The following is a 14695-nucleotide window of genomic DNA, read 5'->3' on the forward strand; positions in this document are numbered from 1 at the left end:
GCAACCGACAAGAGGAGTGTGCCGTGCCCTTCGAGCCAGGCGAGGTCGTCGCCCCGTCCGATCCGCGCATCGTCCTGGAAGGGCAGTGGGGACACCAGCCCGGCGTGGCGATCACCGTGAACTCGGGCTCGCGGATCTCCTTCTCGTACGCCGGTGAGCGGCTGCAGCTGCTCTTCGACACCGACGGGCTGACGGTCGCGCCACACCTGTGGATCACCGTCGACGGCGAGCCGGAGCTGCACGTGGTCGAGGCACCGGTCATCGAGTTGTCCGCGCCGGACGGGCGACACCAGGTCGAGGTCGTGGTCAAGGACGTGAACGAGCACGCGAACCGGTGGAACCCGCCGTTCGGGTGCGCAGTCGTGTTCGCCGGCCTGGTGCTCGACGTCAACGCACGACTCCGGCTGGGCGGACGCCCGAGCGGTCCGCGGTTCGAGTTCTACGGCGACTCGATCACGCAGGGCGTGCGGTCGTTGAGCGTGCACCCGGAGTCCGAGGGCGCGGACGGCACGACGTCGTACGCGTATCTGACCGCGCGGGCGTTCGGCGCGACGTCGTACCAGGTCGGGTTCGGGAGCCAGGGGATCAGCAAGCCGGGGAACGGCGAGGTGCCGGCCGGCGTGGACTCATTCGGCTGGAACTTCGCGGGCTCACCGGCCGAGCGGGTCGAGTCGTCCGACGTGGTCGTCATCAACCTCGGGGTGAACGACCCGACCCTGGACGTCGAGGAGTACGCGGACTACGTACGACGGGTGCGCGCGGCGTACCCGGACACGACGATCGTGTCGCTCACACCCTTCAACGGGAAGCATGCGGACACGATCCAGGCCGCGGTGAAGTCCCTCGACGATCCGAAGCTCAGCTGCATCGACTCGACCGGCTGGATCACCGAGGACGACTGCACCGACCAGGTCCACCCGTCGGTCGCCGGCCACGCGAAGATCGCCGCACACCTCGTCGACGCATTGGAGGAACAGACCTCGCTTCGCCGGATCACCTGAGATGCTCGTCCTTGTGTCCGGCGAGAGGAGCACGAGTGGATAAGGCCGAGGATCTCGAAGTGGCGGTCGATTGCGTGGTCGACGCGTTGCGGCCGGCGGTAGAGGCCGACTGGGACGTACCGGCGGGGTCGATCGAGTGGACCTGCCGGGCGACGGCTGAGCACATCGGGCAGGCTCACCTGCATTGGGCCTCGCAGCTCGCGGTGCGGGCGCGCACGAAGTACGTCCGCTGGTCGGCGCAGGCCCAGGAGCTGGCGCCTCCTGCCGGGGTGCTGGATTTCGTCGAGGCCGCGGGGCGGATCCTTGCGCTCGCGGTGCGGGCGAGTCCGGCCGGCACGCGCGCCTTTCATCCGTGGGGGATCGGCGATCCGGAGGGCTTCGCGGCGATGGGATGCGTGGAGCTGCTCGTGCACGGGCAGGACCTGGCGAGCGGCCTGGGCTGCGCCTTCGAACCGCCGTCCGAGCTGTGTGAGCGCGTGCTGGCCCGGCTGTTCAGTCATGAGCCGCGAGGCGCGGACGACCCTTGGCTCGCTCTTCGCTGGCTGACCGGGCGTACGTCGATCCCGGGTGCGCCGTCCCCGGAGTCGTGGAAGTGGCGCCCGACCCCGCTGGACGAGACGTGGGATCCCGCGCCGGTCGCCGACCCGATGCCGTTCACACCGTTGAGCCGCTAGGGCAGGCTGGACGGATGGCGGACAAGTTCTCCAGCGTCGACGACTACATCGCGTCCTTCCCACCCGACGTACGCGAGATCCTGGAGCAGGTACGCCGTACCGTCCGGGCCGTCGTGCCCGCGGCGGGGGAGAAGATCAGCCACCAGATCCCCGCGATCACCCTGGACGGGACCCGCTCGACAAGCCCGTCCCGTACGACCTCATCACCCGCCTGACTCAGGCCTTCCTCGCCGCGCGCTGATTCACTCGTACGCCGGGGCGATCGCTTGGGCGAGTGCGACGAGCAGGCCCGGGCGCAGGGTGCTGCCGGGAGTTGCCATCAATTCGATGTATGCGTCTTTGGCGGTGCGGAACGCCACCTCACCGTCTGTCTGCTGCCAGCCCTCCGCGCCGACGTCCACCCGATGCGACTTGAACCCGCCTTTCACGTAGCCGAAGTCGAGCGCCGGATCCGAGCCCAGGCCACCCGATCTGACCACGACCGAGCGGGTCGCCGAGCCCCACTGGCACCGCAGGTAGCCGTCGGTCAGGGCGTCTCGCCGCAGCACCGCCTTCTCGCCGAGCAGTCGCTCGGCTGCCACAGTGCCGCGGGCGCACTCCGGCTGCCCGATGATCGCCGGCGCTGCGGGAAGGCCGCCGGGAAGCGCGATGATCGTCTCCGCGATGGATCGGAGTTCGTCCAGCGTGCCCGAGCCGTCGTTCTCCATGCGTAGCTCGACCGGACGCTTGCCGGCGCGGAAGACGAGCCAGGGAGCCGCGGCCGCCGGGTCGACGGCCCATGAACCCGGCCCGACCTCGCCGTCGACGACCTTGGCCGCGTACTGCATTCCGGTGACCCAATCGACGTCGCTCTGGCGGGACTGAGCGAACTGAGCGTCGGTGACCGGGATGGCGGACAGCGCGACCCAGACCCGATGAAGCTCTTGCGTCGTGTCGACCAACGAGCAGTCGTCCGCGAGCGGCGCGGTCAGGCGGGACTCCGCCTCCGCAGCCTTCCAGCCGGTGAGATGCGGCGCGAGCCGCTCGCACAGGTCCCCGGTCGCTGTCGAGGTCGGTTTCGGCGTTGGCACGACCTGTGACGTCGTGTGGCTGTCGCACGCGCTCAGGCCCAGCAGGACGACAGCTACAGCGGCCGTGATGCGACGCATGGTGATAGTCCCTCCCAGGAACCTCCGTGAGCGGAGCCTAGAGCAGATCGTGGGGATCGGCTGCGGGTGGGCGGTTGAGGGTCCAGTCGCTGAAGTGTTGGTCGAAGCGGTACCAGAGGTTGTCGGGGCCGAGGCGGAGTTGGAGTTTGCCGGCGGTGACCCGGTTGGCTTCGGTGGTGGCCTGGGGGAGGGCCTCGAGCGCCTCGGCGACGGCCTCCGGGGAGACGTCTTGTGGCTCGTCAATGGTGACGGCGAGACCGCCGGGGCCGGCCTCGCGCCAGGCGACTGCCCAGGTGGTCAGTTGGCGGGCGGAGATGCCGGCTCGGTGGGCCAGGTCGGCCAGCTCCGGCGTGCCGAGGGCGTTGGCTGCCCGGCGGGCCAGATCCTGCTCGAAGGTCAGGTCGAGGCCGCCGTCTCCGTCGCCCGACGCGAGCTCCCAGGCGCGACGAGCGGCGTCCGTTGCCAATGCGATCAGATCCCGTACGTCGACACCGGACGAACGTGGCGGATCCAGCACCCGCACTGCTGCTGGCACCCCGGGCGCAGAGAGCGGCCGCGGCGGCACCGGCACAGGCACCACACCCACCACCGACCGCTCGGCTGCCGGCGGTACGTCGGGGCCGGTCATGTGGCGGGCGAAGGCCGCTATCGCGGGGATGCCCGCGGGCGGGGGAGTGCGCGGTGTGGCGACCGGCGCGGTCGAAGTACCTCGGCGGGTGCGGAGGGCTGCCAGGAGCTCGTCCTTGCGGCGACCGCGAAGCAGGAGCAGCGCGAACGGGTCGTCGTCCAGCGCATCCGCGATGAGGTAGCAGACGGCCGCCGAATGCTTGCAGGGGACGGCGAAGTCGGGGCAGGTGCAATGCGTGAGAACCTCGCCGGCGCCAGGCAGAAGCTCGAGCCCGGCATCGCGGACGTCGTCGATGACCTCCGGCGGTAGCTCGCCGTCCAACAGCGCCGCGACCCGACCGATCTGCGCCGAGACCACCTCCAGCACCGAGTCCCACTCGGCACTCGAGAACGCGCGGATCCGCACAGTCACGTGGTACGGCGTGACGCGGCTGCCCTGTACTACTGCCTCGACCTCACCCGGGCTGACGGTCAGCTCGACGACGCTCCCGCGCCGCGCGTACGACCGTCCACGCGACAGCCGCCCCGGATCGAGCCGCGCCCGCTGCTCCAGCGCCTCCAACCACGCACGCCCCCACCACGTCGCCCCGAACGGCCGCCTGCTCCCCGGCCCCTTCGCCGCGGGCAACCCGGCGTCCTCGCCCTTCCGCCGCCACCCCTGCCATGGCACGCGATCCTCGTCAGCCATCGGATTTCCCAACGGCAGAAGGGTTGTACGCACTCGCTGAGCCGGACTTGGCCGGGGTCGTCGACAGCTCGACGAGCTCGGTCAGCTCGGTGTCCGACAGCTCGCTCAGCCACGCCTCACCCGAGCCGACCACCGCGTCCGCCAGGTCGCGCTTTGCGTTGATGACTGTCGAGATGCGGTCTTCCAGCGTGTTCTCGGTGACGAGGCGATGGACCTGGACCGGGCGATCCTGACCGATCCGGTACGCGCGGTCGGTCGCCTGGTCCTCGACCGCCGGATTCCACCAGCGGTCGTAGTGCACGACATGCGTGGCCCGCGTCAGCGTCAGCCCGACCCCGCCGGCCTTCAACGACAGCAAGAAGACCTGCGCCTCGCCCTCCTGGAACTGTGAGACCAACTGCTCGCGCTTCCGCACCCCGATCCCACCGTGCAAGAACAAGGACTTGATCTGCCGCGCCGCGAGATGCGCCTCGATCAGCCGGCACATCTCGACGTACTGACTGAAGATCAGCACGGACTCGCCCTCGGCCAGGATCACGTCGAGCAGCTCGTCCAGCGCGGCGAGCTTGCCCGAGCGCCGCTCCAGCGGACCGGGCTCGTGCAGGAACTGCGCCGGGTGGTTGCACACCTGCTTCAACTGCGTGAGCAGACTCAGCACCAGTCCGCGCCGTGCGATGCCCTCCGCCTCCTCGATCTTGGCGAGCGTCTCCTTCGCCACGGCTTGGTAGAGCGTGGCCTGCTCGACGGTCAGCGGCACGACGACGTCGCGCTCGGACTTCTGCGGCAGCTCCGGCGCGATGCCCGGATCGATTTTCCGCCGCCGCAGCAGGAACGGCCGGGTCACCCGAGCCAGCCGCGCGGTCGCCTCCTCGTCGTGGAACCGCTCCACCGGCACGGCGACATCGTGCCGGAAGCGGTCGAGCGTCCCGAGCAATCCCGGCGCCGACCAGTCGAGGATCGACCACAACTCGGAGAGCCTGTTCTCCACCGGCGTCCCGGTCAGCGCGATCCTGGTTGCTGAGGGCAACGTCCGCAGCGCGCGAGCCGTGCGGGACAAGGGGTTCTTCGCATGCTGCGCCTCGTCCGCGACGGCCAGGCCCCACGCCACCTCACCGAGGACACGATGGTCCTGGCGCACGACGCCGTACGTCGTGAGCACCACCTCGTCGGGGGCGACGTCGCTGAGGGTCCGACCCGCACCGTGGTACCGCCGGGTCGGCACGTCGGGGGCGAACCGCTCGAACTCGCGCTCCCACGTGCCGAGCAGCGTCGACGGACAGACGACCAGCGTCGGTCCGCGTCGCTCCAGCTGGAGGTGCAGCGCGATCACCTGGATCGTCTTGCCCAGCCCCATGTCGTCGGCCAGGCAACCGCCAAGACCGAGATTGGCGAGCTGCGCCATCCACGCGACACCCCGGCGCTGGTAGTCGCGGAGGGTCGCTCGCAGGCCGACGGGATCGGTGAACGGGGCCGGCTCCTCAGCCGTACGCAGCCGGGCCAGCATCGCGGCAAGCGAACCGTCCGCGTCGAACGGGACCAGCTCACCGTCCACGTCGATGGTCCCGGTCAGAGCAGCGCCGAGCGCCTCAGCACCGGTGAGTTTGCGCGTGGAGCCGTTGCGGAGCCGGCGTACGACGTCCTGGTCCACGCGGATCCACCGGCCGCGCATCCGGATCATCGGCCGTTTCGCTTCGGCGAGCGCGCCGACCTCGGCTTCGGTCAGGTCCTGGCCGTCGAGCGTCGGCCGCCAGCGGAACGCGACCAGATCGTGCAGGCTGAAGTCAGGGCCGGTGATGGCTCCCGGCGTCGGAGTGGCGACAGAGCCGCGGACGGCCAGCTCACCGGCGAACAGGTCGGTCGGCCAGAGGACCTCGATGCCGGCGCCTTCCAACGCGGTGCTTCCCTCGGCGAGCTCTTCGAGCGCCTCGTCGTCGATCGAGACCTCCTCCGGGGCCGCGTCGCGCAGCGCCGAGCCCAGCGGCGGCCAGACCCTCGCCCCGCGGCGCAGAGCGAGGAGGAGATCGGTCTCGGCGCGCTCACCGAGGGCCGTGAGTACGGCGGCTGGTGCGTTCCACATGTCCGCGACGTCGACCAGCAGACTCGGGTCGAACCCGCTGCGGAGCTGCAGGACGCCGCGGAAGGTTTCTTCCTCTTCGGGTGGCTCGATGCGGAGGACGAGACGAGCACCCGCTTCCTCGGCGAGGGCGGTCTCGTCGAGCCAGCTCGACGGTCCGGTCAGGGTGGCCGGCTCCGCGGCGGCGAACGGCGCGGCACCGGGGCGGGTCGCGACGGCTGCCGCCGGCGTCCGGACGATGGTGTCGGCGAGCGCGTCCCAGAAGGCGCGGACGAGTTGCCCGGGGTCGACCAGCCGCACGGGGCGGGTGCCCTCGATGGGCAGCGCATGACCGTACGCCGGCATGGCGGCGCTCAGGTTCCGCAGCCAGGCGTGGTCGAGGGGGTCGAGGGGTGCCACGCGCCAAGCGCCGTACCCGTCCGGGCTGCGATCCGGCACCAGCCGCCCGCGCCCGATCAGCACCAGCCCGGCCAGGCCGGCCGCCCGCCAGGCCGCCCAGCTCGCCGATCCGTCGTCCCCAGCGCCAGGTGCGGCGTCGTCCGGGGCGGTGAGTCGGGCGAGCAACTCGGGCATCGTCAGGAGGCGGGCGGGCACTGTCGTCCGGCGGACCGTCGAGCCGCGCGGCAGGACGAGGTCGACCGTGCCGTCGGCCTGCTCGCCGGCAGCGGTCAAGTCGCCGTACAGCGCCAGCCGGCCCGCGCGCGGCGGGTCGGCCGGGACGAAGACGGCGTCGAGCATGCCCCGCACAGTACGCCGGACCACCGACAACTTCCGCGCTTGACCTGAACCAAAGTTGAGGTTGCATTCTCGGAACTCCGAGACAACCAGAGAGAGTGCGGATATGCGTGCAGCTGTAGTCACCAGGTTCGGCGGTCCGGACGTGATCGAGACCCGCGACCTGCCCGACCCGGAGCCTGGCGCCGGCCAGGTGCTCGTCGAAGTCCGAGCGGCCGACGTGATCTTCGTCGAGACCGCCATCCGGCGCGGTGGGCAGGGCAAGTTCTTCCACGTCGAGCCGCCGTACGTCCCGGGCGGTACCCGCGGCGGACTGGTCCGCGCCGTCGGTCCCGATGTGTCGACGGACTGGATCGGCAAGACCGTCGTCGGCCGGGGTGACGGCTTCGGTGGCCACGCCGAACTCACCGTGACCACCAGCGACCTGGTGGAGGTACCGCCCGAGCTCGACCTGCAGACCGCGGTCGCGGTGTACGGCGATGGTCTGACCGCGCTGATGCTCGAGGAGCTCGCGCCGTCGATGACCGGCCAGGACGTGCTGATCACAGCATCGGCCGGTGGCATGGGCCTGCTCCTGATCCAGCTGGCCCACAAGGCACGTGATCGCGGCCGCCCGCGGCGAGGAGAAGCTTCAGCTGAGCCGGGCCCAGGGCGCCGAAGTACTGATCGACTACAGCAAGCCCGCATGGGAGAAGCTGGTGCTTGAGGCAACGAACAACCGCGGCGCCGGGATCGTGTTCGAAGGCGCCGGCGGCGAGCTCGGGGCGGCTGCCTTCACCGTGGTCAAGGACGGCGGCTGGTTCTCCGCACACGGTGCGCCGAGCGGCGGGTTCGCACCGATCGATCCGGCCGAGGCCGAGCGCCGCGGCGTCACGGTGAAGGGCATCATGGACCTCCGCGCCGACTCGACCACCACCACGATCACCGGCGCCGACGTCATCGCCCGCGCGACCGCAGGAGACCTGGTCCCGGTCATCGACCAGACCTACGACCTCGACCACGTAGCCGACGCCCACCGGGCCCTCGAGAACCGCACCCTCCGCGGCAAGGCCCTGATCAGGCTGCGGTAGCCGCGAAGAAGGTCGGCAAGCTACTGGTGGGGGTCGTGGCTGGGGTTGTCCGCCTGGCCGGTGATGCCTGGGCGGGCGGTGACGATGCGGTTGCGGCCGTCGCGTTTCGCGCTCAGGAGGGCGTTGTCGGCGGCGAGGATCAGTTGGTCCATCGTCTCGGCGACGTCGGGATACACCGCCGCGCCGATGGACGCCGGTACGCCGGTGATCACGGCGCTGGTGGCGGTCGTGGTCTCCACCGTGACGCTCAGGCAGCTGAGCCGCTCGCGGATACGCCCGGCCACCTCGAGCACCTCGCCCTCGGAGGCGCCGGGCAGCAGCACCGCCAGCTCGTCGCCGCCGACGCGAGCGACCAGGTCGCCCTGCCGGACCTCGCCCCGGATGCTCTCGCCGACCGCGCGGAGCGCTTCGTCGCCGGCCGGGTGGCCGTACGTGTCGTTGATCTCCTTGAACTTGTCCAGGTCCAGCATCAGCAGCCCGACGGTACTGCGCAGGGTCTGGGCGCGGGCGAGCTCGGCCGGGACCGCGTTGGCCCAGTACGCCGGAGTCGCCAGGCCGGTCTTGACGTCGGTCCCCGCGGCGCGCTGAAACTGCGGCAGCAGCAGATCGCGGTGCAACGTGAGCACCGTGACCATCAGGACCGGGACGACCCAGGGGTACGACGCCTGAAGCGCGGCTACCGCGACGCCCAGTCCAAGGCCCGCGACCACCACGAGTTGGTCGGCCAGATCGCCGAGTGCGCCACGGGCAGTGGCATCCGGCGAGGACAACAGGATCGCGCCGATCACCAGCGCGAAGTTGACCAGCCACCAGACCGTCGCGGCGCCGAGCACGACCAGTAACGACCAGGGCCCGGTCGGCACCCGCGGCTCGGTCAGGAGGCCACCGGCCCGCACCGCGGCGGCGGCTGCGGCGCTGGCCAGGATGAACGTGCCGGCCGAGAACACCTTGCGGTGCGCGATGGTCCGTCCGTACACCCGGATCCACGAGTAGCTGTACGTGATCACGACCAGCGCGACCACCAGGCTCAGCGGGAGCAGCAACAGGCCGGCGAAGACCCACAGGCTCTTCAGATTCGTGTACGGCGAAGTGTTGGCGGCCATCTCGCGTCGGCGCTCGATTCCGCGGGCAGACTCCAGGTGCAGGACGGAGGCAGCCGTCAGCACACCGAAGGCGAGCCACTCGGCCCGCGTGACGCCGCGGGCACCAGAGATCGTCGAGCCCACAGCCAGGGTGGTGATCATGACCGCGACAGCGTCGACCCCGAGCACGTACAGCAGTGCCGGGCGCGGCAACGACCAGAGCTTCCACCGGCGGGGTGGCACCCAATTGCTCCGACCGATCAGAATCATGTGGCCTCACAACACGGATAGACCTGAACGGTTATTCCTGAATAGTAACGGCCCGTTCACGCGAGGTCAGCACCGGCCCGCGTTTCGTCCCATCTGACGGATGGCGAAGGAAGGACAGCACCATGTCGAAGATCAGCACCGGCAACGAGTGGTTCCGCGGCGGCAACGAGTGGTTCACCGGCGGCGGCAACGAGTGGTTCCGCGGTGGGAACGAGTGGTTCACCGGTGGGAACGAGTGGTTCGCGCAGAGCGGCAACGAGTGGCTCCGGCGTACCGGCCGGCCCGGTAATGAATGGTTCAACACCGGTAACGAGTGGTGATCCCGGAATTTCTTTACTGACATTTTACGGAGCGTGTCGGGAGATAATTGCGCGGATCTCCGGCAACTCACTCGGCGCCGCTTTGCGCGGCGCCGTTCCCGGCCCGGCGGGCGCGTCTCCACGCAGCGCCCGCCACGAGGGCCGCGCAGGCGCCGGCGGTGCCCATGACGCCGAGCGCGAGCGACGGCGCCCAGCGGTCGGCGAGCACGCCGGCGAGTAGGATCCCGATTCCCTGGCTGCTCTTCAGGGCCGTGCTCGCGACGCCGAAGGCCTGACCTCGCTGCGAGTCCGGGACGGCCTGGACGAAGGCCGCGCTGGTCGGCAGGTGGTAGGCCGAGGCAAGGCCGGAGATCGCCCACAGTGCCACGGTCGTGGGGAGGTCCGGCGCCAGGAAGCAGAGGATCAGTGGCACGCAGGCGAGGACGGCCAGCGGCCCCAGCAACCGCAGTCGTCGCTCCGGCTGCCAGGCGGTGATGAGCCACATGCCGGCGACGGCGCCCGCCGGGCTGGCCGCCAGCAGGAGACCGGCGGCAGTGGTGCCGTGACCGATCTCGTGGGCGTACGGAACCGCGAGGCCTTCCACCGTCACGTAGAAGCCGGCGATGGTCGCGAGCAGGACCAGCGTGCGGAGTTGCGGCGTACGGGCGACGAGCGAGATCCCGGCGGCGAGATCCCGGAAGTAGCCGGCTGGTGGCGCATCTGTGCCACTTGTCGGGACGGGCCGTCGGTGCACCCCGAAGGCGATCAGAAGCGCCGACAGCAGGAATGTCGCGGCGTCGAGGAGTAGGCCGCCGGATGTGCCTACGGCGACCACCACGACGCCGCCGAAGCCGAAGCCGAGGACCTGGCTGAACTGCACGACCATGTCGTTCGCAGCCTTGCCCAGCACGTAGTGATCACCGGGCAGTACGGCGGGCAGCGTCGCCCCGCGCGCTGCGTTGAACGGCGAACCGAACGCCTGCAGTGCAAGCAGCAACAGGATCACCACGAGCAACGGCAGCGCCTGGATCGCCATGCCTGCAACGAGAATCGCCCGTGCGAGGTCGGTGACGATCATCACTCTACGTCGTGGGTACCGGTCGGCGAACCCGGCCAGCAACGGCCCGAACAAGAGGTCCGGCACGTAGGTCAGCGCATAGGTGACCGCGGTCAGTCCGGCCGACGCGGTCCGGTCGAAGACGAGCACCGACAGGGCGACGCGGGCGAGCTGATCGCCCGCCACGGACAGCACCCCGGCAAGGAACAACGCCCGGAACTCACCGTGCCCGAAGACGTCGCGCCAGCGCGCCCGTTCGCCCACCTCGACCGACATACTCACGACGTTAACCACATTCCGTGGCCCGACACCTCCCGAGTGTGACCAGCGCCGTGTCCTCACGTGGTTCAAAGGTTTGCTCGCGGCGCATCTGTGCCAGTTCACGGTCAGATCATGGGACCCGGTGGCGCAGTATTTGGGTGAACGTTCTACTCTGTAGATCTCCGGTAGCGGGGTCTGGGCGGGGCGGCCCCGACCCTGCTACCGGAGCTCTTCTTTGCCGGGCGGTAAGCCGGGCGGAACAGGGCCCCGGAACTGTCGGTGCGGCCCGATAGCGTTCTCAGTGCCAGGGGCGGCTCCTGGACGTGCTTCCTTCTCCTTCACCAGGCCAAGTAGCGCGTCCGCTCTCCGCCCCTGGCGCCGTCATCACAGGACGCCGAACGGGGAGAAGCCATGCCGGAAGCATCAGCGCAGGCTGCGGTCCTGCTGCGCCGCCGCCGGCACGTCGACACCACGACGTTGACCCCGGCGGTGCGACGCTCCGCCTGGCAATGGCTGCGCCGTCCGCTCACCATCCAGACCGGCCTGTCCGCGCTCCAGGCCGACTTGATCCAGCGAGGCTTCCTGCTGTCTGTCGGCCTCTACCGGTACTGCGCCTCGCTCTCAGCTCCCGCACTTGCAGCTTTCGGAACTGCGCTGCTCGACCTGCTCGACGCCGAGTCCGGTCACGATGTCCACCACGCGCCGCTGTTCCGTGGCTTCCCGGAGAGCGTGCCGGGCAACACCGAGACCTTCTATGTGAACAGAGTGTTCGCCCGTCTCCTCCAGGAGCCCGATCAGCCTTGTGTGCTGTGCGGTGACACGAAGGCCGTGCATGCGGTCTCGCCGTGCGCCCATCTGGTCTGCCGGACCTGCTGGGACGGGTCGGACTTCAGCGCCTGTCCGCTCTGCCTGCGCCGGATCGATCGCAAGGACCCGTTCCTCAAGCCGTCGTTCGACGAGGAGCAGCCCGCGCACGTCCGCTCGGACCGCCTGCGGCTGCTCTCGCCGGCGACGGTCGACTCGGCGCGCGAGACCCTCGCGTCGCTGCTGGTGCGGCGCTCGCCCCTGTCGGCTTCGGATCGCGCCGACCTGCAGGTGTTGCTCGACGGCGCCGATCCGTCCTGGCTGCCGGACGAGGTGCCGGTCCGGGAGACGCGGGCGCTCGTCATCGCGCGTTTCCTCGCCGATGATCCGGAGCTGATCGATCGCACCGACACCGCTACCGACGTACTGCGGCTGATCTATGCCTTGATGGACGCCGACCCCGGCCTGCGGACGCCACCGGCCCGGCGGAGGTCGTTGCCGCGGGCAACTCGACGGCTGGTGCTGGAGCGGTTGGACCGGCTGCCGGTGGAGACGCTGGTCGAGGACCTGCTGCGCCACGAGCGCGCCTGGAAACGGATCGCGGAGAATCTGCATCCCTTCGAGTTCGCGACCCGGTTCCCGGTGGCGGCGCTGGCGTTCGCGATCCTGCGCCGGACCGATCCGGATCTCGGCACCGCGGCCGGGCGGGCGGTGGCCGGTGAAGCGTCTCGGCATCCGTTGGTCCGGGTGGAGGCCGGGCGGCTGGTGATGAGCACGTTCGCCGCGCGGGTCGAGGGCGCCTTCGCGCAAGGCCGGCCCGAGCAGGCGCTCGACCTGCTCCGGGAGCGTCCCGGCGAGCTGGTACGCCGCCTTGTGCACCTCGCGCGGGCGCTTCCGCCCGAGCAGCACGCGCTGCTCGTCGAGGCGCTGACGACCGCCGTGTCGGACGTGTCGCCGGTGGTGATCACGGCTGCCCTCGGCCAGGTCCGGACGCCGCCCGGCGATCTGCGGCTGTTCTTCCCGCGCGGCGGGACGGCGCGGATCTGGACGTCGGTCGACGAGCGCGAGCCGTTGCCGGCCGAGCTGGCCCTCGAGCTGTCCGGTGTGCTGACCGGAGAAATGTTGCGGCGGGCAACGGATCTTCCGCGCTGGCGGCGGGTGTTCCTGGACGAGGAGCTGACCCGCCTGGCCGCGCCGGGTTCGGAGCGGAGTTCTTCGTCGAGCCTGCTGCGGATGACGCGGGGGAGCGCGGTGCCGATCCCGCAGGACGAGCTGCTGCGGCTGTTCCTGCACTGGGTGGAGCCGGCCGGACGGCGGATCGATCTCGACCTGTCCGTGGCGGTCTTCGACGAGGAGTGGGCGTTCGTCGGGTTGTGCGACTACACGCGACTGCGGTTCGACCAGGACGCGCTGGTGCATTCCGGCGACCTGACCTCCGCGCCCGCGCCGCACGGGTCGACCGAGTTCGTGGATCTCGATCTGCGGGCGGTACGGCGGCTCGACGGCCGGTATGTGCTGCCCGTGGTGTTCAGCTACAACGACGTGCCGTTCGATCAGTTGGAGCGCGGGTTCGTCGGGGTGATGCGCCAACCGAACGGTCTGTTCGATCCGGCCGCGGTCGAGGAGCGGTTCGACCTGTCCGGGCCGGCCAAGATCCTGATGCCGTTCGGCGTCGACCTGCGGACCAAGGAGCTGCGCTGGTACGACGTGAACCTCGGCGCGGCCGGATACGGTCACAACGTCGCGAGGTACGGCGGCCGGCTCGGGCTGATGGCGGCGACGCTGGAGGAGGTGCACGGGTCGGGGGATCGGGTCAGCCTGTGGGAGGTCTGCTGCTGGCATGCGGCGGCGCGGACCGACGAGATCGCCGTCCGGTGCGCCGACGGATCGGTCGTGGGGTACTGCCGGCAGCCGTCCGAGGAGCTCGCGGCGTTCGCGCGGCGGGTGACGGCTCGGTTGGAGCCCGACCGGCGATGGGACGACGACGCGGTGAACAAGGCCGACTTCGTCGCGGTTCTGGCCGGTGATCTCACACCGCGACCTGGGACGGAGGTGTTTGCGCTGCACCCGCGGCTGCTCGACCACGCGAGCGTGTCCCTGATCGACGCGCCGCACCTGCTCGCCGTCCTGGCCCCGGACACTCGCGCCCGCGCGAGCCTACGCCCGGTCTGAGACCCGCATCGTGCGCCCGGACGGAGGCGCGGGGGACAGGCGGCCCCTTCGCCCGGGCGAGTCTGGCAAGGGCCTGAGAAATATTTGACAGTTCCGTGACGGAGGCGGGGGTGTCGCTTTGGTGCGCTCCGGTGCAGGAGTACAACGGAATTGACGCGAAGGGAGCCACGAATGACGTACGACGTGGTGGTGCTCATCGAGCGGGAGATGAGTGAGGGCGACGCGCGCCGCGTTGCCGCCCTGTACGCAAGACACGAAGAAGCCGTTGACTACCACCTGCTGGTCTCCAGTCATCCGGACAGCGGATTCGGTGGTCCGATGGCGCTGCTGGGCTCGACGTTCGCGGATGTGGCCGGCCTCACCGGCTCGGCGTCCGTGGTCGGCACGGCCACAGGGCCGTCGGCACGGGGCGGCCCGACGGACGCTCTGGGCCGGACACCGGTGGCCACCCTCGCGGATCCGGCCGTCGACCTCGCGTCGGTGATCGAGCACAGTTCGCGCCGCCTGCGGGCTGCGAGCGGCTACCAGGTGCATGTGTCCATCACGCACGGCGAGATCATGCTGGCGCTGATGCAGATGGTGAAGGCCACGGGCTGCAAGGAGGTCGTGGTGGTCGCCTGGCCGGAGACCGCGGCCCGTTTCGTCTGCTCCGACTGGTCCGCGAAGGCCCGCAAGCTGCTGAAGGTGCCGCGGGTCCGGATTCTCGAGCACGACACCTGAGGACCCGTACCGA

The 14695-nt window shown here is 70.3% G+C and carries 13 protein-coding genes; 8 read left to right on the forward strand and 5 right to left on the reverse strand.

The features are described from left to right. Nucleotides 1–23 precede the first annotated feature (23 nt). Genes ACIA58_RS41080 through ACIA58_RS41090 form a run of 3 tightly spaced genes read left to right on the forward strand, consistent with a single transcriptional unit; the run spans nt 24 to nt 1890 of the window. A complete protein-coding gene (locus ACIA58_RS41080) occupies nt 24–1001 on the forward strand; it encodes an SGNH/GDSL hydrolase family protein (protein WP_396409309.1) in 978 nt (325 codons plus the stop codon). A 35-nt stretch (nt 1002–1036) separates the two neighbouring features. Beyond that, nucleotides 1037–1675 (forward strand): maleylpyruvate isomerase N-terminal domain-containing protein, encoded by a 639-nt coding sequence (locus ACIA58_RS41085; protein WP_396409310.1) that lies wholly within the window; start codon nt 1037–1039, stop codon nt 1673–1675. A gap of 14 nt (nt 1676–1689) precedes the next feature. After that, nucleotides 1690–1890 carry a hypothetical protein gene (locus tag ACIA58_RS41090; RefSeq protein WP_396409311.1) on the forward strand — a complete coding sequence of 67 codons (201 nt, stop codon included), beginning with the start codon at nt 1690–1692 and terminating at the stop codon, nt 1888–1890. Between the two features lie 27 nt (nt 1891–1917). Here ACIA58_RS41090 and ACIA58_RS41095 read toward each other — a convergent pair whose 3' ends face one another. From ACIA58_RS41095 to ACIA58_RS41105, 3 genes are read right to left on the reverse strand one after another with little or no spacing between them, the layout of a single operon-like run. Beyond that, a complete protein-coding gene (locus tag ACIA58_RS41095) occupies nt 1918–2823 on the reverse strand; it encodes a hypothetical protein (RefSeq protein ID WP_396409312.1) in 906 nt (301 codons plus the stop codon). Between the two features lie 37 nt (nt 2824–2860). Continuing rightward, nucleotides 2861–4138: an SWIM zinc finger family protein gene (locus ACIA58_RS41100; RefSeq protein ID WP_396409313.1), complete on the reverse strand. Its 1278-nt coding sequence runs from the start codon at nt 4136–4138 to the stop codon at nt 2861–2863. Next, nucleotides 4131–6950: a DEAD/DEAH box helicase gene (locus tag ACIA58_RS41105; protein ID WP_396409314.1), complete on the reverse strand. Its 2820-nt coding sequence runs from the start codon at nt 6948–6950 to the stop codon at nt 4131–4133. Before ACIA58_RS41105 ends, ACIA58_RS41100 begins: the two co-directional genes overlap by 8 nt. A 103-nt stretch (nt 6951–7053) precedes the next feature. On the opposite strand from ACIA58_RS41105, the gene ACIA58_RS41110 reads away from it, so the two are divergent. Beyond that, a complete protein-coding gene (locus tag ACIA58_RS41110) occupies nt 7054–7653 on the forward strand; it encodes an alcohol dehydrogenase catalytic domain-containing protein (protein ID WP_396409315.1) in 600 nt (199 codons plus the stop codon). Next, nucleotides 7547–8017: a zinc-binding dehydrogenase gene (locus tag ACIA58_RS41115; RefSeq protein WP_396409316.1), complete on the forward strand. Its 471-nt coding sequence runs from the start codon at nt 7547–7549 to the stop codon at nt 8015–8017. Before ACIA58_RS41110 ends, ACIA58_RS41115 begins: the two co-directional genes overlap by 107 nt. 20 nt (nt 8018–8037) lie before the next feature. On the opposite strand, the gene ACIA58_RS41120 is transcribed toward ACIA58_RS41115, so the two are convergent. Then, a complete protein-coding gene (locus ACIA58_RS41120; protein WP_396409317.1) occupies nt 8038–9369 on the reverse strand; it encodes a diguanylate cyclase in 1332 nt (443 codons plus the stop codon). 122 nt (nt 9370–9491) lie between these two features. Between ACIA58_RS41120 and ACIA58_RS41125 the strand changes: the two genes are divergently transcribed. Next, the gene (locus tag ACIA58_RS41125; protein ID WP_396409318.1) at nt 9492–9689 is read left to right on the forward strand and encodes a DEAD/DEAH box helicase; all 198 of its coding nucleotides are present in this window, start codon (nt 9492–9494) and stop codon (nt 9687–9689) included. A 67-nt stretch (nt 9690–9756) separates the two neighbouring features. On the opposite strand, the gene ACIA58_RS41130 is transcribed toward ACIA58_RS41125, so the two are convergent. Then, the gene (locus ACIA58_RS41130; protein ID WP_396409319.1) at nt 9757–11001 is read right to left on the reverse strand and encodes an MFS transporter; all 1245 of its coding nucleotides are present in this window, start codon (nt 10999–11001) and stop codon (nt 9757–9759) included. A 396-nt stretch (nt 11002–11397) separates the two neighbouring features. Between ACIA58_RS41130 and ACIA58_RS41135 the strand changes: the two genes are divergently transcribed. After that, entirely contained in the window at nt 11398–13962 is a 2565-nt protein-coding gene (locus tag ACIA58_RS41135) for an MXAN_6230/SCO0854 family RING domain-containing protein (RefSeq protein WP_396409320.1), read from the forward strand. Between the two features lie 171 nt (nt 13963–14133). Further along, nucleotides 14134–14682 (forward strand): hypothetical protein, encoded by a 549-nt coding sequence (locus ACIA58_RS41140; protein WP_396409321.1) that lies wholly within the window; start codon nt 14134–14136, stop codon nt 14680–14682. The last annotated feature ends 13 nt before the right edge of the window (nt 14683–14695 follow it).

The sequence above is a fragment of the Kribbella sp. NPDC051586 genome (genome assembly GCF_044453965.1).
Lineage (GTDB): Bacteria > Actinomycetota > Actinomycetes > Propionibacteriales > Kribbellaceae > Kribbella.